The organism is Bacillus sp. FSL R5-0422 (genome assembly GCF_038610765.1).
Lineage (GTDB): Bacteria > Bacillota > Bacilli > Bacillales > Bacillaceae > Bacillus > Bacillus pumilus_O.
On sequence record NZ_CP152014.1, the window covers coordinates 2,205,485 to 2,227,894 of the forward strand.

Consider the following 22,410-nt stretch of genomic DNA (forward strand, 5'->3'; position numbering starts at 1 on the left):
ACGTCACTGTCAGGCGTTTTTCTGTTGTTCTTGTTAAAAGAACGGGGTGATAAATATGCCTAGGATGACGGAAACAATTCCGATCCCGATTGACCATGCGCCAAGCGCATGTGCTCCTTTTCTTCTTGCAATATAACCAACGACGATTGCCGCTACTCCTAATAGCACCGGCAAGACAAATAACGAGATAATCGCAATCGCGAGGGCTGTATAGCCTATCCCCTTACTGCCTGAATCGTCACCTACTTGGTCACGTTCTCGTCTATCTACTCGATCTCTTGAAGCCTGATATGGCTCTGCAATTTCAGCAGCTGTTTCCTCTAGATAGCCATCATCATTACTAAAGTGTGTGTCGATTTCACGATCATTTCTTCTGAAATCTTCGTCTCTTTCCATGATCAATTCCCCCTTTTGGTTAATAGAAAGGAGCTTTTTTAGTATGAGCAAAAATGTCTGTTTCATGTTTGCTAAAACTTGCTGGAATTGTGAATTGATTATGTTACACTTTAAGAGTATAAAAATGAGGAGTGTGGGCATGTTACGTTTAGGAATTGATATTGATGGCACAGTGACGGCGCAGGACACCTTTGTTCCCTATTTAAATGAGTCGTTCCAATGTGCCATGACACTAGATGATATGACAGAATATGATTTGACGAAGCTTTTAGATATTTCACAAGAAGAGTTTTGGGGCTGGATGAATCAGCATGAGCCTCTTATATATAAACAGGCAAAGCCTGCTAAGGACGCAAAAGAGATTCTTGATCAAATGAAACATCAGCATAGGCTGATCTATATTACAGCAAGAAGGCAGCATCATGCGGATATCACCTATGAGTGGTTCCACAAACATCACGTGCACTATGATGACATTGAGCTGGTTGGCGGTCATCATAAGCTCGAAGCTGTCCAGAAGCACGAGATTGATGTGTTTTTCGAGGATCATCATGGGAATGCCACAATGATTGCAAAAGAGGCTGACATTCCGGTTATTCTTTTTAACTCCCCATATAATCAAATGCCCATTGATGACAGGATTATACGCGTCAACAACTGGCAGGAAGCATCTCAATGGATCAAACAATACGAGCAGCGTTTGGAAACTGCTTATTAATACAGAAAAGCCGATACTCTAATGTATCGGCTTTTTTGATGAAACAAGCTGCCCTTCTGTCATGAGAAAATGGTATAGCGCTCCCTTCATGCCTGCCTGATTCAAGTAATAGCATGTTTCCACCTTTACTTGAATGTTTTTCCACGCAGGCAGAGTATGTAAATGTTTCTCAATGTTTGATAGCAAATCTGGTCTTGCACTTACACCGCCGCCAATGAGGATTTTCTCTGGATTAAGGACGGTTGCTACGTTGTAAATGCCAATGGCGATTCGCTTGTACCACTGATCCACTAGTTTTTCAATGGACGGATTATGCTTTGCCTTTTCAAAAATGTCTTGACCATCTATTTGAGTACTTTGGGGAATGCCTTGTTTTTCTTTATAGCTGCGAATTAAACCCGCCGTTGAAGCACTGCTGTTGAGTGTTGTAAATTGTCCATTGTCTGTTTCTGTCAGCATCATGCCAAATTCACCGCCGCGGAAGGAAGCTCCGCGCACAAGTTGACCACCAGCGAAAATACCACCTCCAACACCTGTGCCAAGCGTCATACAAATAAAACTGTCACACTCTTTCGCATGGCCACTATATCTTTCTGCAAGAGCTGCACAGTTCGCATCATTTTCGACTTCAACACGAAGAGAGGTTTTCTCTTCTAAAAGAGTTTTTAGATTTTGACCATTTAAGGCAATGATGGCTCCTGCAAATTCTGTATAACCTGTTTCACTTTCCACAAAGCCCGGAAGACTAATCGCGATTCCGCTGACATCTGACGTTTTCTGATATTGCTTGACCACATCCGCCATCGTTTCTAAAAACGGTTCAAGCTGACGACAGTTCGTTTCATAGTCACCGCTCGTGACCAGCTCCCCCTCCTGATCCATTAATCCATGTTTTGTTCTCGTTCCGCCTACATCAAACACGACATAATACGCCACTTTTGACCCTCCCTTTACTCCAAAAGACACAAATTTCTTCAGTACCTTGTTCTCATTTTAATGAAACAGCCGCCCTTTGTAAAACGTTTTCAAAAAGACAAGAGAAAACGCAGCTCTGCGGCTAACGGTTTTGGTTTTGAAGTAGAAAATATCAATAGAACACCATTATTGGATGAACAATAGAAAAAGCAATGGAATTGATTTGCCATTGCTTTTCAAGTTAATTGATATACTTTTCTTGGTACGCCTTAAATTGTTCTTCGTACTTTTTTAATTTTTTCCCATCAACTTTTGAATTTAATTTCGGTTTTCGCTTTCCAATAACCATCACATCTTTATCAACAATAGGACTTGCTAAAAAAATGTATGGCGCAAAACGATCACACTTCGTATTTGGAAGGGTTACAGATAACCTAGCATATTCTTCTGTCGGGAACTGATTCGAAATTTCAAGTTCCTTGAGTCCCTCTAATTCCGATATTGGCTCTAAAGACTCGTCCTTCACTTTTATATTAGATAAGCACAGATATGTTAAATTCTTAAGGTATCTTAATGGTTGAAGAGTATGTAAATTTAATGCATTCCAAACCCCGCCTGACAATTGTAACAATTCTAAACCAGTGTTTTTTTGCAAAGGGGCTATGTCATTTAACTTTGAAAAATCTGTTATTGATAAAGATTTTAAACAAGTGTTTTTTGATAAATCCCATAAACTTTGTGCCTTTGTATTCCATTCAAGTGCCAATATTTCAACATCCTTAAGAGAACTAATGATTGATAAATCTTCTACTCTCATTTCATGTACAAAGAGCATTTTGGGATTAACTAAGCTCAAGATCGTATCGAATTCCTTTTGGTGCACTTTGTAAATCCACAATTTCGTCAAGTTAGAAAAAGATTTCAACTTGTCAATTTTTTTGTTTTTCCTGTAATTAACAATTCAGTGGAATCTTCATCTACATCGGCTAAATCACGAACAACTTCTGGTCGTTCATCCAGATGAAAAATATATTGTGAGTGTTCTTTTAGCATTCTTTTACCTCCACATCTACGAATGACGGAATTTCTACATTAATTTTATCAGAATGTTGCTGTCAAAACATCAACATCGTTAGCTCCTGTCGATATTTCTTCCGAAAAAACAAGGGGAGTTAGTAAAATGACTCAAATAAAAGAACTCCAATTCAAATATGAATTGGAGTCCTCATTAAATGACTGATCTATTTTTTTCTACCTTAAATCCGAACCCGTTACACTGCGGTTGGCTGTTTTATGAATGAATTTCCTTCGGTTCGCAGGAAGGACACGTTCCGTATATTTCGAATTTATGTCCGCTAATGTGATAATCCTCTAGATCGGCGTCTAACTTGTCCATAGGGCAGGCATCAATCTCCTTTGTTTTACCACATGCGAGACATATAAAATGATGATGGTGATGAGAAAAGGAGCATTTAAAACGAAAAAGCTTCTCTCCTGACAATTCCGTTGTTTCTAATATACCTAAGTCTTCATATAGTGACAGGTTTCGATAAATCGTATCAAAGCTAAGACCTGGGTAGTCTTCACTTAGTGCCGTCAGCACATTTTTAGCAGTCAAATATTTATCAGAATCAGAAAACAGTTGAAGCATGTCTTCACGTTTGCTTGTATACTTGTAGCCTTTTTCTTTTAATAAATCAAGCGCTTCTTGTACGTTCATGATGATTCCCCCTTTTGAATTTTCCAATAAAAATACATCCGATTAAAATCAAAATGGACAGCATCACAATGGTTCCGCCTGGCGCTAAATCTAGATAATAGCTTAAGATCAACCCTGCCAATACAGACAATTCACCGAACAAGATCGAAAGGAAGATCGCCTGTTTGAAGCCTTTGGCAATGCGGATACTTGCCGCAACAGGAAGTGTCATGAGCGCCGAGACAAGCAGTGTACCTACGATACGCATCGATGCAGCAATGACAAGTGCGACAACTAAGATAAAAATGAAATGAATCCATTTCGCTGAAATACCAGAAGCCTTTGCATGCTCTTCATCAAAAGAAAGTAAAAATAATTCTTTATATAAAAGCACGACAACTAACACCACAATGAGTGAGATCCCAACAACAATCCAAAGATCTAATCTCGACACCGCACTGACACTTCCGAACAAATAACTAAACAAATCTGTATTAAAGCCATTCGCTAATGAAATGAAGATGACGGAAATCCCAATACCACCTGATAAAATAATAGGGATTGCCAGTTCCTGATAATGCTTATACACAGATCGCAGGCGTTCAATAAATAAAGAACCTGCAACAGAAAACGCCATCCCTAAGTATAACGGGCTCACCCCTGTCAAGAGGCCGAACTTTTTATCAAGGAATAAACTTGCTGCAATACCGGCAAGTGATACGTGACTGAGGGCGTCTGCAATCAGCGAAAGCCTTCTCACGACGATAAATACACCAAGCAAGGGCGCAATAAAGCCGATCAGCATTCCTGCGATAAACGCATTTTGTAAGAATTCATAATGAAAAAATGGAAATAGCATTATTCATGTCCCCCATGATGGTGATGATCGTGATGAATCACTTGAATGTCATGTCCGTAAAATTGGGATAGCGCTTGATCATCCATTGAATCAAACGTTTCTGCATCTCCGTGGAAATGAAGTGTCTGATTTAAGCAAGCCACATGGGTGACTTTATCAGAAACAGTGCCCACGTCGTGTGTGACGAGAATTAAAGACATTCCTTTTTCTTTGTTTAATGTTTCTAGCAGCTGATAAAAGCCTTCTACTGTCCGCTGGTCTACCCCAACCGTTGGTTCATCTAAGATAAGCAGCTTGGGCTGACTGACAAGCGCACGGGCAATAAAGGTACGCTGCTGTTGACCGCCTGAAAGTTCCCCAATGTTTTGATGCTTCAAATCTTGTATCCCAACTGAGCGAATGGCATCCTCAACTTGCCATTTGTCCTGCTTGCTCATTCGTTTAAATAATCCTATTTTCGCCGTCAATCCACTTGCGACGACTTCGTAAACAGAAGCAGGAAAACCTGTATTAAAACTATTCGCCTTTTGAGAAACAAATCCAATTTGGTCCCAGTCTCTAAATTTAGAAGCAGGCGTGCCAAATAGTTTTAATTCGCCTTGCTGTGGTTTAATGAGCCCAAGCAAGCATTTTAATAAGGTTGTTTTACCAGATCCATTCGGTCCAACAAGTGCTAGAAAGTTCCCTTCCTCTACTGTTAAATGAATGTGATCTATGACATTTCTCTGTCCATACGAGTACGAAATGTCCTTCATTTCAATAATTGGCTTTGCCATGAATCTTTCCACCTTCAATCAATATAAAAAGAATGATTACGATTTATACAACAAAAAGAAAATGGCTTTTGCCATTTTCTCTGTCCATACATACACTTCATTATATAAAAGAAAGATTAAAAAGTAAAATAAAAGCTAATGAATGGCTGTTTTGAACTTACCGCCTTTTGTTTCATGCGTATCCATAATTGTAATAAATGCTTGACTATCAATTTCAAATACAATGGATTTTAGCTTTGTGATTTCAAGTCTTGTGACAACGGCGTAGATGACATCCTTTTCTTCATCTGTATAACCGCCTTTCCCTCTCAACTTTGTCGTTCCCCTACCAAGTCGATGAAGAATCGCATCTGAAATTTCATCATAATAATCTGATACGATAATGACAGCTTTTGTTTCATCAAGTCCTTGAATGACAGCATCAATTGTTTTCATTGCCAAATAATATGTCATGACAGAATACATAGCCTGCTCTGGTCCGAAGACAAAGCCTGCCCAAATAAAAATGAACACATTGACGATCATGACAAACTCACCGACGGAAAAAGGAATTTTTTTCGTTAGCAGAATGCCTAAGATCTCCGTTCCATCCATTGAGCCTCCATTACGGATGACAAGTCCAACACCAAAACCAAGTAATAGCCCGCCAAATACAGTAGCTAAGATCGGCTGAGTGGTAAATGCCTCCACATGATGGAGTGAAGATTCTATGACGGCTAAGCTGACAATTCCAATCACAGTGGAAATAAGAAACGTTTTCCCAATATGTTTGTATCCTGATATCATAAATGGAATATTTAAAATGACAACAATCGTCGCAAAATTGATGAATGGGTTATCTGTAAAGAGATAATCCAAAATAAGCGAAATGCCGATGATGCCTCCATCAATAATATTGTTTGGCACTAAAAATAATTCAATGCTAACCGCTGCGCATGTAGCTCCTACTAGAATCAGAAAAATTCTCAAAATAAAATGAGGCACTGATTCCTTTCTATGCTGTTTATTTGCCATACGTTCTCCCCTCTACACCTGTTAAATTTTCAATGAACATTTATTCACTTTACTATTTTATCATTTCACAGGGTAAAATAAAATTTTTTGCACATTTTCCGTTTTCGCCCATACATTGTTACAGAGGGGAGGAATGGAATTGATTTTAATCCAAAAAATTGTCCTGCAGCGGCTCAATCAGATCACAGCAAATGATCTGTTAAGGTATGCGAAGCAGTATGGTGTCAGCTTAACGTCAAACCAAGCTGCCGAGGTGGCCAAACTGATGAATGGGAAAAACATCAATATTTTTAATGATGCAGAGCGTAACCGGCTTCTTAAGCAGGTGGAAGCCATTACGTCTAAACAGACAGCTCAGACTGTCAATGATCTGTTTAACCAGTTTACAAGTTAAGCAAAAAAGGGCCGCATTTAGCGGCACCTCATGTTGTTGTATGCTTTTTTACTGATCTTTAATTTTATCTAGTAAGCCTTCGTCAAATTGCTTTTCTTTTAGCATCGCAATTTCGAATTTGTAAGGTGGTTTTTTGTTCTTTTTATCTTCACCTACATAAGGCGTTTCTAAGATTTTTGGCACATCTTGAAGCTGCGGATGATGCACAATATTGTTCAGTGCATCGAAGCCAATTTCACCAAAGCCGATATTTTCATGTCGGTCTTTTCTTGCGCCTTGTACGTTTTTACTATCATTAATATGAAGAACCTTGATTCGATCAATTCCGACGATTCGATCAAATTCTTCTAACACCCCATCAAAGTCAGTCACAATCGGATAACCAGCATCGTGTGTGTGACACGTATCAAAGCAGACAGAAAGTGCTTCGTTATGTGTCACTCCGTCGATAATTTGGGCAAGCTCTTCAAAGCTTCTTCCGCATTCTGATCCTTTGCCAGCCATTGTCTCAAGTGCAATTTGAACCTTTTGCCCTTTTACGATGACTTCGTTTAAGCCCTCAATGATTTTTTGGATTCCCGCTTCTGGTCCTGCTCCGACATGTGCACCCGGATGAAGAACAATTTGCCTCGCACCTAGCGCTTCTGTACGTTCAATTTCAGAACGAAGGAAGTCCACGCCAAGCTCAAAAGTCGCAGGATTGACGGTGTTCCCAATATTAATAATATATGGTGCATGGACGACGATATCTGTCATACCATGCTCTTTCATATGCGCTTGTCCAGCTTCAATATTAAGGTCTTCAATTTTCTTGCGGCGCGTATTTTGCGGTGCACCTGTATAAATCATAAACGTATTCGAACCATAAGAGGCAGCTTCTTGACTCGCTGCAAGAAGCATATGTTTTCCGCTCATGGATACATGTGAACCAATCTTCAACAATGTTTCCCCCTACTTTCCATTACGCTTTGACTTTCTACGTTCCTGTCTTTTGATTTTGTCCATCTCACGTGTCATTTTCTTTTTATATCCAGGTTTGACGGCTTTCGGTTTTCTCACAAGACGCTTTGCTTTTTCTTCAATTTCATTAGGTGCTTTTTTACGTCTTTGACGCTTCAAGCGGTCATCTGCATCTCGCCATTCGCCATGTACAATGGTTTTATTTTCAAACACAACGCCCATTTTCTCGATTTGAATGAGTGCATCCTCATCAGCAAGCTCATAAATGGTCATTGCAATTCCAGATGAACCAGCTCGAGCTGTTCGACCAACACGGTGAACATAAAAATCAAGATCAGATGGAAGTTCATAGTTGATCACATGGCTGACGCCTTTAATATCAATTCCGCGGGCTGCAAGATCAGATGCCACAATATAAGTGAACTCTAAATCATCAATTTGCTTCATCACTTTTTTACGTTCGCGCGGCGTTAATCCGCCATGTAGCACCCCAACCTTCATTCCTTTTTCTTGTAGGAATGATGCGATTTCATCAACGGTTGTTTTTGTATTGGCAAAAATGATGCCTAAATAAGGCTGTACATTCGTCACCATTTCATGAAGCAATTTTAGCTTGTCACGTTGTTTAGATGGGACTAAAATATGCTGAATGTTTTCAGCTGTAATTCGTTTTGGTTCAACATGGGCATATTTGGGATTGTCCATATATTTTTTCAGGAACGGTTTTAGTTTTTCTGGAATCGTTGCTGAGAACACAAGCATTTGTAGCTGTTCTGGCATTTGTGAGCCAATACGGTCCACATCTTCTAAAAATCCCATATCCAGCATTAAATCCGCTTCATCAATGACAAGAGATGTCGCTTTGTAAACGTTCAGCGCCTGCTCATGAATGAGGTCAGCAATACGTCCAGGTGTACCAACAACCAAATGCGGCTGGTTTTTTAGCTTTTGAATGGATTTCTGCTTGTCCGTTCCGCCAATGTAAAGCTTTGCTTTAATCTCTTCTTCTGGAGAAGCATTTTTTAAAATCGTTTGGGCTTCTTTGAAAATTTGATTGGCTAATTCTCTTGTAGGTGCAGTAATCACGACTTGTACGTGCTCTTTGCTTGGGTCAATTGAATGAATCAGCGGCAATAAGTACGCGTGGGTTTTTCCTGTTCCTGTTTGTGATTGACCAATCACGCTTTCTCCTTTTAACACAGCAGGGATGATTCTTTTTTGAATATCAGTTGGCTCATAAAAGCCCAGTTCATGAATAGCATCTATAATAAAAGACTTTAATTCATATGTCGTAAATTTTGTTTCGTTCATGTTTTCACTCCTTAAGGAAATGCCTTTTTGCTCATCTCCTCATTATAGCTGATTTTCAGCAAAAAAACCATGTCCGCTTTTCTTACAGGAAACCAATTGATGCTTCCTTGCATAACCTATGAAGAGAAAGAGAATGCAGTAAGGGAGGTACAAGTATGTTAGGGCAAAGGCCTATGGGCGATTTTCAGCCGCACCGTCCCTCACGCCGGCATCTTGGAAATGGCGGACAGCCCGGAATTTTTCAAAGGAGGCAGCAAGCTCCTATCGAACAGCCTTTTCAAGGGCAAGGCAATCAATTTCAGCAAATGATGCCTCGCTCCCCGTCTGTACAGGGAGGCGGTGTTCGCGGAATGGGCGGAATTCCAGGGGGCGAAAGCCGTGCACTAGGCGGCGGAGCAGGAATGAAAGGCATGCTCGCTAAATTTCTTCCTGGCGCAGGGGGAGCAGGGGTCTCTGGAGGTGGTGCGGGATTACAAGGAATCCAGAGCTTCGCAAATCCTGCAACGCTCTCAAGCATGTTAGGAAATGTTCAAAAAGTGCTCGGTATGGCGCAGCAATTTACACCAATGATTCAGCAATACGGTCCTTTAGTCAGAAACCTGCCTGCGATGATTAAGCTGTACAGCCAGCTTGGCAGTGCGGATGATGATGAAACAAGCACAGATGAAGAACCTAAAGAAATCGGCGAGGAAACTGAAGTGCCAAAAGAGGAAGCAGCACAAGATGATGAAATAGAAGAAAACGAAGAAGAACCAGAGGATATTCTTATCAAAAAAGCAGCCCCTCTCACATCACCTGCTCCTGAAGCAAAACCGAAAAAAAGACCTGGCAGCTCTGTTCCAAAACTATATGTCTAGTGTTCTTTTAACGGCGAAGTGTCCCCTGCGTATAACAATCTTTGATATATACGCTTACTTTGGCTATAATGGAAGCTAGAGAATGATAAAAAGCCGTTTTTCACGGCTTTTTATATTGTTCTTCTCTAGCAGCACTTCCCTACAGGAGGACGAATAAATGAATGTAATTAAAATTTCGCCGCGTGGCTATTGCTATGGCGTTGTAGATGCAATGGTCATTGCTAAAAATGCCGCACTTGATAAAAACTTGCCACGCCCAATTTATATATTAGGTATGATTGTGCACAACAAACACGTGACAGATGCTTTCGAAGAAGATGGGATTTACACACTAGACGGACCAAACCGCTTGGACATTTTAAAGCAGGTTGAAAGCGGAACAGTCATTTTCACTGCCCATGGCGTTTCACCTGAGGTTCGTCAAATTGCAGAAGAAAAAGGTCTTGTCGCCATTGATGCAACCTGTCCCGATGTTACGAAAACACATGAACTCATTTCAGAGAAAACAGCCGATGGATATGATATTATTTATATCGGGAAAAAAGGTCATCCTGAGCCAGAGGGAGCTGTCGGAGTAGCCCCTGACAAGGTGCATCTTGTCGAATCAGAAGCCGACATTGAGGCGCTCGATTTAACATCAGATAAACTGCTCATTACCAACCAGACGACGATGTCTCAGTGGGATGTCCACGATCTGATGGAGCTCATAAAAGAGAAATATCCTCACGTTGAATACCATCAAGAAATTTGTCTTGCAACGCAAGTACGTCAGGAAGCTGTATCTGAGCAAGCTGGCCAAGCCGATCTTACCATTGTTGTTGGCGATCCAAAAAGTAATAACTCCAATCGTCTGGCACAAGTGTCAATGGAGATTGCGGGAACGCAGGCTTACCGTATTGGTGACCTAAGTGAGCTCAAGCTGGAGTGGCTGCAAGGCGTAAATACCGTTGCCATTACTGCTGGCGCTTCTACACCAACACCTATTACAAAAGAGGTGATCCGTTTCTTAGAAAACTACGAGCCGGATGATGAATCAACTTGGAAGATCGAACGGTCGGTTCCTCTTTCGAAAATACTGCCACGCGTGAAAACAAAGAAATAAAAGAACGTCAGAGCATAGAGGCTCTGACGTTTTTTTGTTTACATAAATTGAAATGGATTTGTGTTGGATTCAGAAACAAACAGTTGTACATCATACTTTTTATCTGAACATAACGATTGAAGTTTCGCCTTTACGCCCTCTTTCATAATCTTTTCAGCATAATGCCCTGGGTCTACTACGTTCAGCCCGAGCATCATGGCATCATGGGCGATGTGGAAATAAAGATCTCCTGTCACATACACATCAGCACCCATTCTTTTTGCTTGATGAATATATTTATTTCCGTCTCCGCCAAGCACAGCTACTTTTTTCACAGCAACGTCCTGATTACCTACAAAGCGAGCACCATTTACATCCAGCTTTGTCTTCACAAATTGTGTAAAGTCTCCAAGGGTCATTGGTTCTCTTAGCTCTCCTATACGGCCAAGCCCTTTTTGAATAGGTGGAAGATCTGTTGTGTGTACACTATAAGCGACTTCTTCATAAGGATGTGCTTTGATCATTTCTCGAATGACTTGTTTTTCAATACTTGCCGGGAAAATGGTTTCAATCCGCACTTCTTTCACAAATTCCAATTGACCGGATTCACCAATGAACGGGTCTGCATCTTCTGATGGCAAAAAGCTGCCTGTCCCTTCATTTGAAAACGCACAATGGCTGTAGTTGCCAATATGGCCGGCACCCGCATTTCCTAAAGCTGTACGGATGGCTTCTTCAAATTCCTGCGGGACATAAAGGGCAAGCTGTTTGATTTGATCTTCATATGTTGGGACTAACACACTTGTTTCTTGAAGTTCTAAAGCCTCCGCAAGCAAGTCGTTGACTCCTCCATCAGCCACATCTAAATTCGTATGTGCCACATATACTGCAATATCATGTTTGATGCATTTCTCAATGATCCGTCCAGCTGGCTGATCTGTCGCTACATGTTTTAACGGACGGAAGATCGGTGGATGGTGAGCAATAATGAGATCCACATTTTTTTCAATTGCCTCATCTACCACATTCTCTAATACATCTAAGGTGATCATGACATTGTTTACCTTTTTATTTAACGTTCCAATTTGGAGACCGATTTTGTCACCTTCCATGGCATATGCTTTTGGTGAAAACTGTTCAAATAATTGGATGATTTCATGTCCGTTTACTGTTTTAGCCAACAGTCAAAACCTCCTTTAAAATCTTTATTTTCACATGTAGCTCTTCAAGGCGATCCTTGTTCTCTTCTGTTCGTGCTGCCTGCTGGATTTGACTTTCTATCTTCTCCATATGCTGAAGTTCTTGCATCCACTTACGCCGGAAGACATCATTTTGCTCTTTCGCAAGAAACGGACCAACTAGCATGCCGGTTTCAATTGACATCCCTTCATAGGCTTTATCTTTGTCGCCTTTTTCGGCGATGATGATTTCGTATATTTTGCCATCCTCTTCTAAAATGACTTCACCCATCAATTCATACCCCTCTTGATAGAGCCATAAACGAATGTGGTGAGCATGGATATTCGGCTGAAGAATGAGCCTTTCATGCCCTGTGAGCTTATGCTTGCCGTCATTTAAAATGCTTGCGATGAGTGCTCCGCCCATACCTGCAATCGTGACTGCATTCACTTCACCCTTTTCAATGACTTGAAGGCCATTTCCTTTTCTGACCGAGATCTGGTCATCTAATTCTAGTCTATGTACTTGCTGCTTCGCTGATTGAAGCGGTCCTTCTGTTATTTCACCAGCAATCGCTTTTACTGCTTTATGATGCAGGATCGCATAGCATGGCAAATAGGCATGATCTGAGCCGATATCAGCAAAGACAGCCTCATGTGGTAAAAAGTCTGCGACTCTTTTTAATCGTTTTGATAAATTCATTTCATTCATACGTATCACTACTTTTCTTTAATGTTCATTCTTGTCTATCTTATATAAATTAAAAGTCGTTTTCAAATGAAAAAAAGCTCTTCTGATCAAAAAGAGCTTTTTGCGTAACATTATTTAATTTTGGATACCCATTCTGACATTTCATCGAGCTTTTCATTCGGGATTAGCCCGGCTGGCATCCCGTTGCCGCCTTCTTGAATTTTCTTCTTAATGTCTGCTACTTCAAGCTTGTCTCCAACACCTTTTAATGCAGGACCTGCACCGCCTTCATAGTTTTCCCCGTGACAGCTTAGACAGTTCTGTTTATACAATTCTTCCGGCGTCGCATTTGCTGTTTCTTCTTGCTTTTGCTCCTCGCCTCCAGAGGCGATTTTGTCTTCATCTTTCAACCCCTTCATTGATAAGAAAAAAGTGAGTCCAATACCTAAAATGGCAATCAATAAAAATGGTATAAGTGGATTCCGTTTCATTTCTTTCATCCTCCCCTTTGTGAAAACCCCTTTAAGACTATACAAACAATTCTAATTCTACTTTAATTTTACAAAAAGTAAACGAATTATGATACAAAACTTTGGTCAAGTTCACAGATTAGACAAAAATGATGCAAAGATGAGAAATGAAGCCTTCAGCACATTTTGATGTATTTTTTATACATCTTTTCTCTAAGAACGTTGCAAATTCATTATTTATTCAGTAAAATATAATCAGATTGAAAAAAGCGTTTTCATTTTTGATGAAGAAAGAACGGATCTCTTTCAAGATCCGTCCAGTTTCTACTCTAAGAAGTCTTTTAATCGTTTACTTCTGCTTGGGTGTCTTAATTTACGAAGAGCTTTCGCTTCAATTTGGCGGATACGCTCTCTTGTGACGCCGAACACCTTTCCAACCTCTTCTAACGTACGTGTTCTTCCGTCATCTAGTCCGAAACGTAGTCTCAGTACATTTTCTTCACGGTCCGTCAGCGTGTCTAATACATCTTCAAGCTGCTCTTTTAACAATTCGTATGCAGCATGGTCAGATGGAGATGTCGCCTCTTGGTCTTCAATAAAATCACCAAGGTGCGAGTCATCTTCTTCACCAATAGGTGTTTCTAAAGATACTGGCTCTTGTGCAATTTTAAGAATTTCTCTAACCTTTTCTGGCGTTAGATCCATGTCTTCAGCAATTTCCTCTGGCGTTGGTTCTCTGCCTAGGTCTTGCAGAAGCTGTCTTTGAACACGGATCAATTTATTAATGGTTTCCACCATATGAACCGGGATCCTGATTGTTCTTGCCTGATCGGCAATCGCACGCGTGATCGCCTGTCTAATCCACCAAGTCGCATATGTTGAGAATTTGTATCCTTTGCGGTAATCAAACTTCTCAACTGCCTTCATAAGACCCATGTTTCCTTCTTGAATCAAGTCAAGGAACAGCATACCACGACCGACGTAGCGTTTCGCGATGCTGACAACGAGACGAAGGTTTGCTTCCGCTAATCTTCTTTTTGATTCCTCATCGCCTTCTTCGATCTTTTGTGCATACGTAATTTCTTCTTTAGCAGATAACAAATTGACGCGTCCGATTTCTTTTAAGTACATACGAACAGGATCATTAATTTTGACACCTGGTGGTACGCTTAAATCATTCAGGTCAAATTCTTCTTCCGCTTTAGCCAGCTGCTGAACATTAGGGTCTTCTGTCTCTTCGTTTTCACTAATGAGCTCTACACCCTGTTCGCCTAAGTATTCATAGTATTCATCCATTTGGTCTGATTCAATTTCAAAGCTAGACATACGCTCTGCAATTTCTTCGTATGTTAAAACGCCCCGTTTTTTACCCGTTTCAGTGAGCTTATCTCTCACCTGTTCAAAGGTCAATTCAGTTTCGGTTTCGTGGGCTTGTTTATCAGCCATTATGGATCCCTCCTTCCAAAGCTTGCAACGAATTCTAAAGTAACTTGCGATTTGCTTCCGCCCTGCTTTTCTCTCTTTATCAAACAGATGAGCAAATAGGAATAAAATAAATAATGATGAAGGCAAGATGCTTGCGGTCTTATGCTCCTCCCATAAAGGATTCATTGCCAGCCGTAAGTCTTGTCATAAATATTAGACGTATTACTTCAGCGAACGGTTCAACTGAATAATTTCTTTTGCAAGTGTTGCCGCTTTGAAGAAATCTTTTTGCCTCTCCGCTTCTGCACGTTCTAGTTCTTTTTCCTTTATCATTGACAAATTCCGATGATTCAACACTTTTTTTACATAATCACTTAATTCAGCTTCACTCAGTTCGTCTCCAACTTGAATCATGAATATATCTGTCAGAAGCTGATTGATGACATCATCTTCTATACGGTTCATCAGGTGTTGCGGCGTTGGTTCTTTGCCTTCTTCATACAAAGCGTAAATGTATGTGGCAAGCGCCCTGTGAGAATCTATATTAAATTCAATCCCTACTCTGTCCAGTACTTTACGGATCACGTCATCGCTTTTTAACATATGAGCAAGCAGCATTCGCTCTGCATTTTCATATGCTGGGCGCAGACGTTTTCTTCGTACTTGTGTTGACAGATGTGCACGCCGTTTTTCAAGCCCGCTTTCTTCCTGCGTGCTTTTGGACTCTTGACGCTGCTGTTTTTCAAACAGCTCCAGTTGTTCCTTTAATGAATCAAGTGAGATCGAGAACTCTCCAGCAAGCTGTTTCATGTAAATCTCTTGTTCCAAGGAACCGTTTAACCGGCTAATTTCTCGGAGTACCTGCTTCATATAAGAAAGCCGGTCCCCTTCATCAGATAAATTCTTTCCCCTTCGGAAAAAGTTCATCTTAAAAGTCATTAATGTCACACTTGCATCTATGATGTCATTCCTAAATTTCTCGCCGCCATATTTACGAATGTAATCATCTGGATCAAGTCCATCTGGTATCATGGCAACGCGAACTTTACATCCTCTTTTTCCAAGCAAATCTGATGCTTTCATGGTGGCTTCATAACCGGCCGTGTCAGAGTCATAGCAAAGAATAATCTCTTCTACGTTCCGTCTGAGAAGTTTCACGTGCTCTTCTGTTAGAGACGTACCCATTGTTGCAACACTTTCGCCGACACCTGATGTGACAGCTGAGATGACGTCAGCAAATCCTTCGAAAAGAACCGCACGTTCGCGTTTTCGAATATGCATACGCGCGTCATGAAAGTGATAAAGCAGCTTACTTTTATGAAAAAGTGGCGTTTCAGGACTATTCATATACTTTGGCTGCTGATCACCAAGTGATCTTCCGGAAAAAGCGACGACTGTCCCATGATGATCATGAATGGGAAACATCACACGATCCCTAAAGCGGTCAAAAAAGCCTGTTCCGTTTTCACGTTGAATCAAAAGACCGGCCTTTTCCATCATCGCAGGATCAAACCCTCGTTTTTCTAAAAACTTGGTCACGAAATCCCAAGAGTCAAGAGCATATCCGATCTCAAACTTGGCAATTGTTTCATCTGTAAAGCCTCTCGCCCGTAAATAATCGAGTGCGTTTTGACCTTCCTTTGTATTTACCAGCAAATGGTGGTAAAATTTCTTAAGAAGCTCATGCGCTTCAATCATTTTATGATCTGCTGTATCCTCTTGTTGTGAGGAGCTGATCTGAGCATTTGCTACATGATCAGGCAAATCAATATGGTACTTATCAGCAACATGTGAAACGGCTTCAATAAATGAGTAGCCTTCCATTTGTCTGAGGAACGAAAATACATTACCTCCTGCACCACAGCCAAAACAATGGAAGATTTGCTTATCTGCTGAAACAGAGAATGAAGGAGTATTTTCACCATGGAATGGACAAAGACCGAAGTAATTTCGACCTTGCTTTCTAAGCTGTACGTATTCTCCAATCACTTCGACAATGTCTGCGTTTTTTTGGATTTGCTCCAAAAGTTCATCTGGTATACGTTTGCTCATCCTAATAACACTCCGTCGTACATTATTCGCCTTTTAATTCAAAAATCCTTCATGATTCGACAGGATTTTTTGTAGTTGCGCAATAAATCGCTTTTTATCCTCTTCTAAAAGCTTTTTGGGACCTTTTCCGTATACACCTTTTCTTCGCTGTTTACTGGAAACATGCCTGCGTTCCAAATCAAAATCAATTGTTTCGTTCGTGTACATCCGTCCTCTTTCAGACAGGACAATGACCTGTCTTGGAAGTAGTAAGGAGGCAAGACCAATGTCTTGGGTGACGACAATATCATGTGCGGCAACTGAGTTCGCAATGACTAAATCCGCTGCTTCCTTATGTGTATCTACAAACCGCCAATCTTCAAGTGGAGATCTTTTGGTTTGAAAATGTTCATATGAAGCAATGAATGTCACTGGTATTTGAAATTGAGATGCGACAGAAAGGATTTCGTCTTTTACAGGACAAGCATCTGCATCGACATAAATCGTCCTCTCATGTTTATGTTCATTCAGGTGACTAATTCTCCATCCCTCCACCTTATTCCTGCTTTAAAGAAGCAAAAAGACCATACTTTTCCCCCATATAGCAAACAACAGTAAAACTCATTTTGTCGAAAAGTTATGTTCAGAATCACTTGACTTCTGCCAATATTAGTTTATTCGTTCTTGACTTAACTTAAACCTAAAATCAATCATTTTATCACAATTTTTTATTATAATACAAATGCAGCAAATATGCCATTGTTTTTGTTTACCCGTTTCCCACCATAGGAAAAACCCAGGAGGAGCATCCTGAGTTTATTCGGAACCTCTTTTGGTCAGCATTTGATGAATGACATTTGCCGTTTCTTCAACTGCTTTATTCGATACATCAACGACTTGACAGTTAATGCGGTCCACCACTTTTTCAAAATACTCTAGCTCTTCTTTAATCCGTTCAATGTTCGCATAAATTGCGCGATCATTTAAACCTAGAGATTTCAAACGCTCTTTACGAATATGATTGAGTTTGTCTGGACTGATTTTCAGACCGATGCATTTCTTTGGATCAACTGAAAATAACTCCTCTGGCGGATCTACTTCAGGAACAATTGGAACGTTCGCTACCTTCAGCCTTTTATGCGCCAAGTATTGAGATAGTGGTGTCTTAGATGTACGTGATACACCGATGAGCACAATATCAGCCTTTAGAATGCCTCTTGGATCTCTGCCGTCATCATACTTCACTGCGAACTCAATGGCTTCAACCTTTTTAAAATAGTCCTCATCTAATTGACGTACACGCCCCGGCTCATGTTTCGCTTCATTTCCATAAGCAGTCTCCATCTTGTCGATTAGTGGTCCGATGATGTCATAATAAACGACTCCGTTTGCTTCTGCCTCTTCAATTAAAAATTGGCGCATTTCTGGCACAACAAGAGTAAAGCAGACGATTCCGTTATCTGCTTTCGCCAGTGAAATGACTTCTTTAATCGTACCGACATCCTCTACATACGGGATTCTTCTAATATTTGAATGGTCTGATGAGCCGCCATCAAATTGGCTAAGTGCCGCTTTGACTACGAGCTCTGCCGTTTCTCCTACTGAATCTGATACCACAAAAATTACGCGATTACTCATAACATCCCCTCGCAGTCTTCTGTAATTAGATTATTTCGTTCTCTGATAAGCTAACAAGTATTTTCGTCATGTTTGTTTTTGTAATTCTGCCGACCACTTCAAAGCCTTTATCCGTATCTTTTATAACAGGAAGTGCATCTATCTGCTTTTCAATCAAGTGCTTCGCCACATCCATAATGAAATCTTCCTTGCGGCAAACGGTGATGTTCGGCATTCTTGTCATAATAATATGGACAGGGATTGATGGAAGCTCCTGTTTTCCAATACTTGCGCGAAGAAGGTCCTTCCTTGACAACACGCCTGTTAAAATAGAGTGATCGTCCACAACGAATAATGTGCCCACATCCTCTAAAAACATCGTACAAATCGCATCATAAACCGAAACATTCTCATGTATGACCACTGGAATGGATTGAAAATCTTTCACTTGAAGTTTTTTCAGCTTATCTGCTAAAAGCTGCGTGCCTGTTTTTCCTGTGAAAAAGTAACCGACCCTTGGTCTTGCTTCTAAAAAGCCTGACATCGTTAATATGGCTAAATCCGGTCTGAGGGTCGCCCTCGTTAAGTTCAGCCGATCGGCGATATGCTCTCCAGTGATCGGACCATTCTCTTTGACAATCTGTAAAATCTGCTCTTGCCGTTTATTTAACTCGATTGTACTCACCACCTTTAAATAGAGAGAGCGAATCTTTACTTTATGTATATCATTTTCATAACTCATCATATTATAGCGCATCTTTGTCCGAATGAAACAAAAATCCACTCAAAAACCGTGAATTAAATGAGTAAAAAACGATTGCCCTTCAAAAAAGGCAACCGTTCTTAGGTATTTATTTTACAATTAAATTGTTCATATTCGCAAATGATTGAATGACTTTAGCTAGTTTGACCATTTGTGCCAAACGATTTCGCTTCAGCTTTTCATCATCTGCATGAACCATTGTGTGATCGAAATAATGAACAATCGGTGTTTTTAACGTATCAAGTGCCTCAAGTGCTGCGCTGTATTGCCCTGCTGCTACATGTTCCTTGACGGCTGTCTCTACTTGTTGATACGCCTCATATAGCTTTTGCTCATGCTCATTTTCAAACAGCTCAGGCTGAATCTCTGCGTCTTCACCTTTTTTACTGATTGAAATGACGCGTCCTAATGCTTCTGCTGTTTCTTTGAAGCTTTCTTGTTTCACGCTCTCTTCAAGAACAGCTGCTTTTTTCACAACTGCATAAGGTTCAATATCTTCAACATCTAGCACTGCATCGACAACATCATGACGAATATGCTCTGCTTGGAGGACATATTTTAAACGATGTGTTAAAAATTCAATGAGAGCAGTTTCGTGTGCTGCTTCTACTTGAGCAAGTGCCAAAAGCTCTTTGAATGAAATATTCCAATGACGATCAAGCAGAATTTGAACGATACCGCTCGCTTGTCTTCTTAGTCCATAAGGATCTTGAGAGCCGGTTGGAATGACATCAATTGAGAAGAAGGAACAAATCGAATCCAGCTTATCGGCTATTGCCACAATTGCACCAATCAAAGTGGAAGGCGCCTCATCACCGGCAAAGCGCGGCATATAGTGCTCGTTGATGCTTTTAGCCACTTCTTCATGTTCGCCAAGTGCTTTTGCATATTTCTCGCCCATGATTCCTTGTAATTCTGGGAATTCATAGACCATTTGAGTCACAAGGTCAAATTTCGAAATACTTGCCGCTCTTGCCACACGCTCTGTCGTTTCCTCATCCGCACCGACATGTGCTGCTAAACGCGTCGCAATGTCAGTCACTCTCTTTAGCTTGTCGCCAATTGTGCCAAGTTTCTCATGGAATACGACCTTATCAAGCTTCTTAATATTGTCTTCAATGACTAGTTTTTCGTCTTCTTTATAGAAGAAGGCAGCATCTGATAAACGTGCACGAAGTACTTTTTCGTTCCCTCTTGCGACATTTTCAAGCGCTTCACTGTTTCCATTTCTCACCGTAATAAAGTGCGGCAATAATTCCCCTTGCTCATTTTTCACGGGGAAATAACGCTGATGCTCTTTCATTGTCGTTACCAATACTTCTTCCGGCAATGCAAGGAATTCTTCTTCAAAGGAACCCGATAGCACCGTTGGGTATTCTACAAGATTGTTGACCTCTTCTAGAAGCTCAGGATCAACAGGAATCACCCATCCTTTTTCTGAAGCTAGAGCATTTAGCTGCTCGGTAATGGCTTGTTTTCTTTTATCTGAATCTGCAATGACAAATTGGTCGCGCAATGTTTGCTCATAAGAAGCAGGTGAGTCGATGATCGCTGCCTTACCAAGGAAACGGTGGCCTCTTGTCTCACGGCCGCTTTTCACCCCAGCAATGTCAACAGGTACAATCTCCTCTCCAAATAAACAAACAATCCATTTAATCGGACGGATGTAGCGTAAATCTTTGCTTCCCCATCTCATGTTCTTTGGAAAACTTAATGAAGTGGCGATCTCACCTAATGCTGGCAGAAGGTCTTTAACTTGTTTTCCTTCTTCAAACTTCTGCACATGGACATAATCCACTCCTTTGATCTCTTTAAAATAGAGATCATCTGTTGAAGCACCTTGTCCGCGGGCAAAACCTTCCGCTGCTTTTGTCCAGTTGCCTTCCGCATCTTGCGCAATCTTTTTAGCCGGACCTTTTGCTTCTTCTTTGATGTCTTCTTGTTTTTCTGCGACACCTGTCACAAGTACAGCAAGACGTCTTGGTGAGTTAAATAGAGTAACATCTTCAAATGAAATGTTTTGCGTTTCAAACCACGCTTTTACTTTTTCGCCTAGCTGCTTTGTGCTTTCTGACATGAAACGAGCCGGCATCTCTTCTAAGCCGATTTCGAGTAATACATCTTGTTTATTCATGAGAAGCCGCCTCCTCTTTTAGCATAGGGAATCCCAATTTTTCTCGTTCTTCATAATAGGTTTTGGCTACTTTTCTTGCTAACTGGCGCACTCTTCCGATATATCCAGTTCGCTCAGTAACAGAAATTGCGCCCTTTGCATCGAGCAGGTTAAACGTATGAGAGCATTTGAGCACATAATCGTATGCTGGGTGAACAAGTCCTTTGTCCATTTGGCTATGCGCTTCCTTCTCATAGGTCGTAAATAGCTCAAACAACATGTCAGTATTAGATGTTTCAAATGTATAAACAGAGTGCTCATATTCAGCCATTAGGAATAAATCTCTGACCGTGAATCCGTCAGTCCATTCAAGATCGAAGACATTTTCTTTGTCCTGAATGTAGGAAGCAAGACGTTCAATACCGTATGTGATTTCAACGGAAACAGGCTTACATTCCAAACCGCCGACTTGCTGGAAATATGTGAATTGGGTGATTTCCATTCCATCAAGCCATACTTCCCAGCCAAGTCCTGCACAGCCAAGAGATGGGTTTTCCCAGTTGTCTTCGACAAAACGAATATCATGTTTCAGCGGGTCAATACCAAGCGCTTTCAATGATTCAAGATACAGTTCTTGAATATTGTCAGGTGACGGCTTAATGATCACTTGGAATTGATGATGCTGATACAATCTATTTGGGTTTTCTCCATATCTGCCATCAGCTGGGCGTCTTGAAGGCTCAACATACGCTACCTTCCACGGCTCTGGGCCAATGCTTCTGAGGAACGTGTATGGACTCATCGTTCCGGCACCTTTTTCTGTGTCATACGCCTGCATTAATACGCAGCCTTCATTTGACCAATGCTTTTGCAGCGTCAAAATCATGTCTTGAATATTCAATGATCGCACCTCCATCTTTTCTACACCATCCACTATGTACAGCGGGTGGGTCTAGAACCCCGCAAAAGAACACAAAAACTCCCGTCTCTATGCTCGCAAGGCTCCTTGCAAACATAGGGACGAGAGTTTTTCCCGCGGTTCCACCCTATTTGCTGGTATCGTAGCAACCAGCCGCTTTGTTTTACGTTGCTCAAGAATGCCTTTCGTTACGCCTCCATCCTTAGCTCACACCGCCCTAAGG

The 22,410-nt window shown here is 40.9% G+C and carries 22 protein-coding genes and 1 pseudogene; 4 read left to right on the top strand and 19 right to left on the bottom strand.

The genetic code is table 11. The annotated features are described in order from the left end of the window. Window positions 1-33 precede the first annotated feature (33 nt). Complete coding sequence (locus tag MKX52_RS11265; protein WP_003217474.1) at window positions 34-396, bottom strand: DUF308 domain-containing protein; 363 nt, start codon at window positions 394-396, stop codon at window positions 34-36. A gap of 139 nt (window positions 397-535) precedes the next feature. Here MKX52_RS11265 and MKX52_RS11270 point away from each other — a divergent pair, with 139 nt between their 5' ends. Then, complete coding sequence (locus tag MKX52_RS11270; RefSeq protein ID WP_342490715.1) at window positions 536-1,114, top strand: hypothetical protein; 579 nt, start codon at window positions 536-538, stop codon at window positions 1,112-1,114. An 18-nt stretch (window positions 1,115-1,132) separates the two neighbouring features. Here MKX52_RS11270 and MKX52_RS11275 read toward each other — a convergent pair whose 3' ends face one another. The 6 genes and pseudogenes from MKX52_RS11275 to MKX52_RS11300 form a co-directional block, all read right to left on the bottom strand. After that, entirely contained in the window at window positions 1,133-2,050 is a 918-nt protein-coding gene (locus MKX52_RS11275) for an ROK family protein (RefSeq protein WP_342490716.1), read from the bottom strand. 220 nt (window positions 2,051-2,270) lie between these two features. After that, a pseudogene (locus tag MKX52_RS11280) lies at window positions 2,271-3,082 on the bottom strand (leucine-rich repeat domain-containing protein). Window positions 3,083-3,320: 238 nt separating this feature from the next. Continuing rightward, window positions 3,321-3,749, bottom strand: coding sequence for a Fur family transcriptional regulator (locus MKX52_RS11285; protein WP_342490717.1), 429 nt, complete (start codon window positions 3,747-3,749; stop codon window positions 3,321-3,323). Next, on the bottom strand, window positions 3,727-4,587 hold the full coding sequence (locus MKX52_RS11290; protein ID WP_012010596.1) for a metal ABC transporter permease: 861 nt from the start codon (window positions 4,585-4,587) through the stop codon (window positions 3,727-3,729). The genes MKX52_RS11285 and MKX52_RS11290 overlap by 23 nt, the downstream gene beginning before the upstream one ends. Beyond that, window positions 4,587-5,363: a metal ABC transporter ATP-binding protein gene (locus MKX52_RS11295; RefSeq protein WP_144455868.1), complete on the bottom strand. Its 777-nt coding sequence runs from the start codon at window positions 5,361-5,363 to the stop codon at window positions 4,587-4,589. Before MKX52_RS11295 ends, MKX52_RS11290 begins: the two co-directional genes overlap by 1 nt. Before the next feature lie 135 nt (window positions 5,364-5,498). Further along, window positions 5,499-6,377, bottom strand: a complete 879-nt coding sequence (locus MKX52_RS11300; protein ID WP_012010598.1) for a YitT family protein — start codon at window positions 6,375-6,377, stop codon at window positions 5,499-5,501. 139 nt (window positions 6,378-6,516) lie between these two features. Here MKX52_RS11300 and MKX52_RS11305 point away from each other — a divergent pair, with 139 nt between their 5' ends. Then, window positions 6,517-6,771: a DUF2624 domain-containing protein gene (locus MKX52_RS11305; RefSeq protein ID WP_012010599.1), complete on the top strand. Its 255-nt coding sequence runs from the start codon at window positions 6,517-6,519 to the stop codon at window positions 6,769-6,771. 48 nt (window positions 6,772-6,819) lie between these two features. Here the strand turns inward: MKX52_RS11305 and MKX52_RS11310 are convergent, their stop codons facing one another. Both MKX52_RS11310 and MKX52_RS11315 read right to left on the bottom strand, forming a co-directional pair. Beyond that, window positions 6,820-7,713 carry a deoxyribonuclease IV gene (locus tag MKX52_RS11310; RefSeq protein WP_044139400.1) on the bottom strand — a complete coding sequence of 298 codons (894 nt, stop codon included), beginning with the start codon at window positions 7,711-7,713 and terminating at the stop codon, window positions 6,820-6,822. Window positions 7,714-7,722: 9 nt separating this feature from the next. Continuing rightward, window positions 7,723-9,042, bottom strand: a complete 1,320-nt coding sequence (locus MKX52_RS11315) for a DEAD/DEAH box helicase (RefSeq protein ID WP_012010601.1) — start codon at window positions 9,040-9,042, stop codon at window positions 7,723-7,725. Between the two features lie 155 nt (window positions 9,043-9,197). Between MKX52_RS11315 and vrrA the strand changes: the two genes are divergently transcribed. After that, the gene (gene vrrA, locus MKX52_RS11320; RefSeq protein WP_342490718.1) at window positions 9,198-9,899 is read left to right on the top strand and encodes a VrrA/YqfQ family protein; all 702 of its coding nucleotides are present in this window, start codon (window positions 9,198-9,200) and stop codon (window positions 9,897-9,899) included. A gap of 157 nt (window positions 9,900-10,056) precedes the next feature. Continuing rightward, window positions 10,057-11,001: a 4-hydroxy-3-methylbut-2-enyl diphosphate reductase gene (locus MKX52_RS11325; protein WP_012010603.1), complete on the top strand. Its 945-nt coding sequence runs from the start codon at window positions 10,057-10,059 to the stop codon at window positions 10,999-11,001. A 38-nt stretch (window positions 11,002-11,039) separates the two neighbouring features. On the opposite strand, the gene MKX52_RS11330 is transcribed toward MKX52_RS11325, so the two are convergent. The 10 genes from MKX52_RS11330 to glyQ form a co-directional block, all read right to left on the bottom strand. After that, window positions 11,040-12,161, bottom strand: a complete 1,122-nt coding sequence (locus tag MKX52_RS11330; RefSeq protein ID WP_342490719.1) for a Nif3-like dinuclear metal center hexameric protein — start codon at window positions 12,159-12,161, stop codon at window positions 11,040-11,042. Next, window positions 12,154-12,870 (bottom strand): tRNA (adenine(22)-N(1))-methyltransferase TrmK, encoded by a 717-nt coding sequence (locus MKX52_RS11335; RefSeq protein WP_342490720.1) that lies wholly within the window; start codon window positions 12,868-12,870, stop codon window positions 12,154-12,156. The genes MKX52_RS11330 and MKX52_RS11335 overlap by 8 nt, the downstream gene beginning before the upstream one ends. A gap of 110 nt (window positions 12,871-12,980) precedes the next feature. Then, on the bottom strand, window positions 12,981-13,340 hold the full coding sequence (gene cccA / locus MKX52_RS11340) for a cytochrome c550 (protein WP_041815739.1): 360 nt from the start codon (window positions 13,338-13,340) through the stop codon (window positions 12,981-12,983). Window positions 13,341-13,643: 303 nt separating this feature from the next. Next, window positions 13,644-14,765: an RNA polymerase sigma factor RpoD gene (gene rpoD, locus MKX52_RS11345; protein WP_008342392.1), complete on the bottom strand. Its 1,122-nt coding sequence runs from the start codon at window positions 14,763-14,765 to the stop codon at window positions 13,644-13,646. Window positions 14,766-14,966: 201 nt separating this feature from the next. Continuing rightward, on the bottom strand, window positions 14,967-16,796 hold the full coding sequence (gene dnaG, locus MKX52_RS11350) for a DNA primase (RefSeq protein ID WP_144504087.1): 1,830 nt from the start codon (window positions 16,794-16,796) through the stop codon (window positions 14,967-14,969). Window positions 16,797-16,829: 33 nt separating this feature from the next. Next, window positions 16,830-17,330 (bottom strand): YaiI/YqxD family protein, encoded by a 501-nt coding sequence (locus MKX52_RS11355; RefSeq protein WP_012010608.1) that lies wholly within the window; start codon window positions 17,328-17,330, stop codon window positions 16,830-16,832. A gap of 261 nt (window positions 17,331-17,591) precedes the next feature. Then, entirely contained in the window at window positions 17,592-18,413 is an 822-nt protein-coding gene (locus tag MKX52_RS11360; RefSeq protein WP_008342399.1) for a pyruvate, water dikinase regulatory protein, read from the bottom strand. A gap of 25 nt (window positions 18,414-18,438) precedes the next feature. Next, entirely contained in the window at window positions 18,439-19,077 is a 639-nt protein-coding gene (locus MKX52_RS11365) for a helix-turn-helix transcriptional regulator (RefSeq protein WP_024423017.1), read from the bottom strand. Window positions 19,078-19,243: 166 nt separating this feature from the next. Then, the gene (glyS, locus tag MKX52_RS11370) at window positions 19,244-21,289 is read right to left on the bottom strand and encodes a glycine--tRNA ligase subunit beta (RefSeq protein WP_342490721.1); all 2,046 of its coding nucleotides are present in this window, start codon (window positions 21,287-21,289) and stop codon (window positions 19,244-19,246) included. Then, complete coding sequence (glyQ, locus tag MKX52_RS11375; protein ID WP_012010611.1) at window positions 21,282-22,169, bottom strand: glycine--tRNA ligase subunit alpha; 888 nt, start codon at window positions 22,167-22,169, stop codon at window positions 21,282-21,284. Before glyQ ends, glyS begins: the two co-directional genes overlap by 8 nt. Between the last annotated feature and the right edge of the window lie 241 nt (window positions 22,170-22,410).

What these genes read in the sequence shown, in the direction of transcription:
- MKX52_RS11295 (WP_144455868.1), bottom strand. Translation starts at nt 5,363, where the DNA reads ATGGCAAAGCCAATTATTGAAATGAAGGACATTTCGTACTCGTATGGA.
- MKX52_RS11360 (WP_008342399.1), bottom strand. Translation starts at nt 18,413, where the DNA reads ATGAGTAATCGCGTAATTTTTGTGGTATCAGATTCAGTAGGAGAAACG.
- MKX52_RS11315 (WP_012010601.1), bottom strand. Translation starts at nt 9,042, where the DNA reads ATGAACGAAACAAAATTTACGACATATGAATTAAAGTCTTTTATTATA.
- MKX52_RS11290 (WP_012010596.1), bottom strand. Translation starts at nt 4,587, where the DNA reads ATGCTATTTCCATTTTTTCATTATGAATTCTTACAAAATGCGTTTATC.
- glyS (WP_342490721.1), bottom strand. Translation starts at nt 21,289, where the DNA reads ATGAATAAACAAGATGTATTACTCGAAATCGGCTTAGAAGAGATGCCG.
- MKX52_RS11335 (WP_342490720.1), bottom strand. Translation starts at nt 12,870, where the DNA reads ATGAATGAAATGAATTTATCAAAACGATTAAAAAGAGTCGCAGACTTT.
- MKX52_RS11300 (WP_012010598.1), bottom strand. Translation starts at nt 6,377, where the DNA reads ATGGCAAATAAACAGCATAGAAAGGAATCAGTGCCTCATTTTATTTTG.
- cccA (WP_041815739.1), bottom strand. Translation starts at nt 13,340, where the DNA reads ATGAAACGGAATCCACTTATACCATTTTTATTGATTGCCATTTTAGGT.
- MKX52_RS11285 (WP_342490717.1), bottom strand. Translation starts at nt 3,749, where the DNA reads ATGAACGTACAAGAAGCGCTTGATTTATTAAAAGAAAAAGGCTACAAG.
- MKX52_RS11265 (WP_003217474.1), bottom strand. Translation starts at nt 396, where the DNA reads ATGGAAAGAGACGAAGATTTCAGAAGAAATGATCGTGAAATCGACACA.
- vrrA (WP_342490718.1), top strand. Translation starts at nt 9,198, where the DNA reads ATGTTAGGGCAAAGGCCTATGGGCGATTTTCAGCCGCACCGTCCCTCA.
- dnaG (WP_144504087.1), bottom strand. Translation starts at nt 16,796, where the DNA reads ATGAGCAAACGTATACCAGATGAACTTTTGGAGCAAATCCAAAAAAAC.
- MKX52_RS11270 (WP_342490715.1), top strand. Translation starts at nt 536, where the DNA reads ATGTTACGTTTAGGAATTGATATTGATGGCACAGTGACGGCGCAGGAC.
- rpoD (WP_008342392.1), bottom strand. Translation starts at nt 14,765, where the DNA reads ATGGCTGATAAACAAGCCCACGAAACCGAAACTGAATTGACCTTTGAA.
- MKX52_RS11325 (WP_012010603.1), top strand. Translation starts at nt 10,057, where the DNA reads ATGAATGTAATTAAAATTTCGCCGCGTGGCTATTGCTATGGCGTTGTA.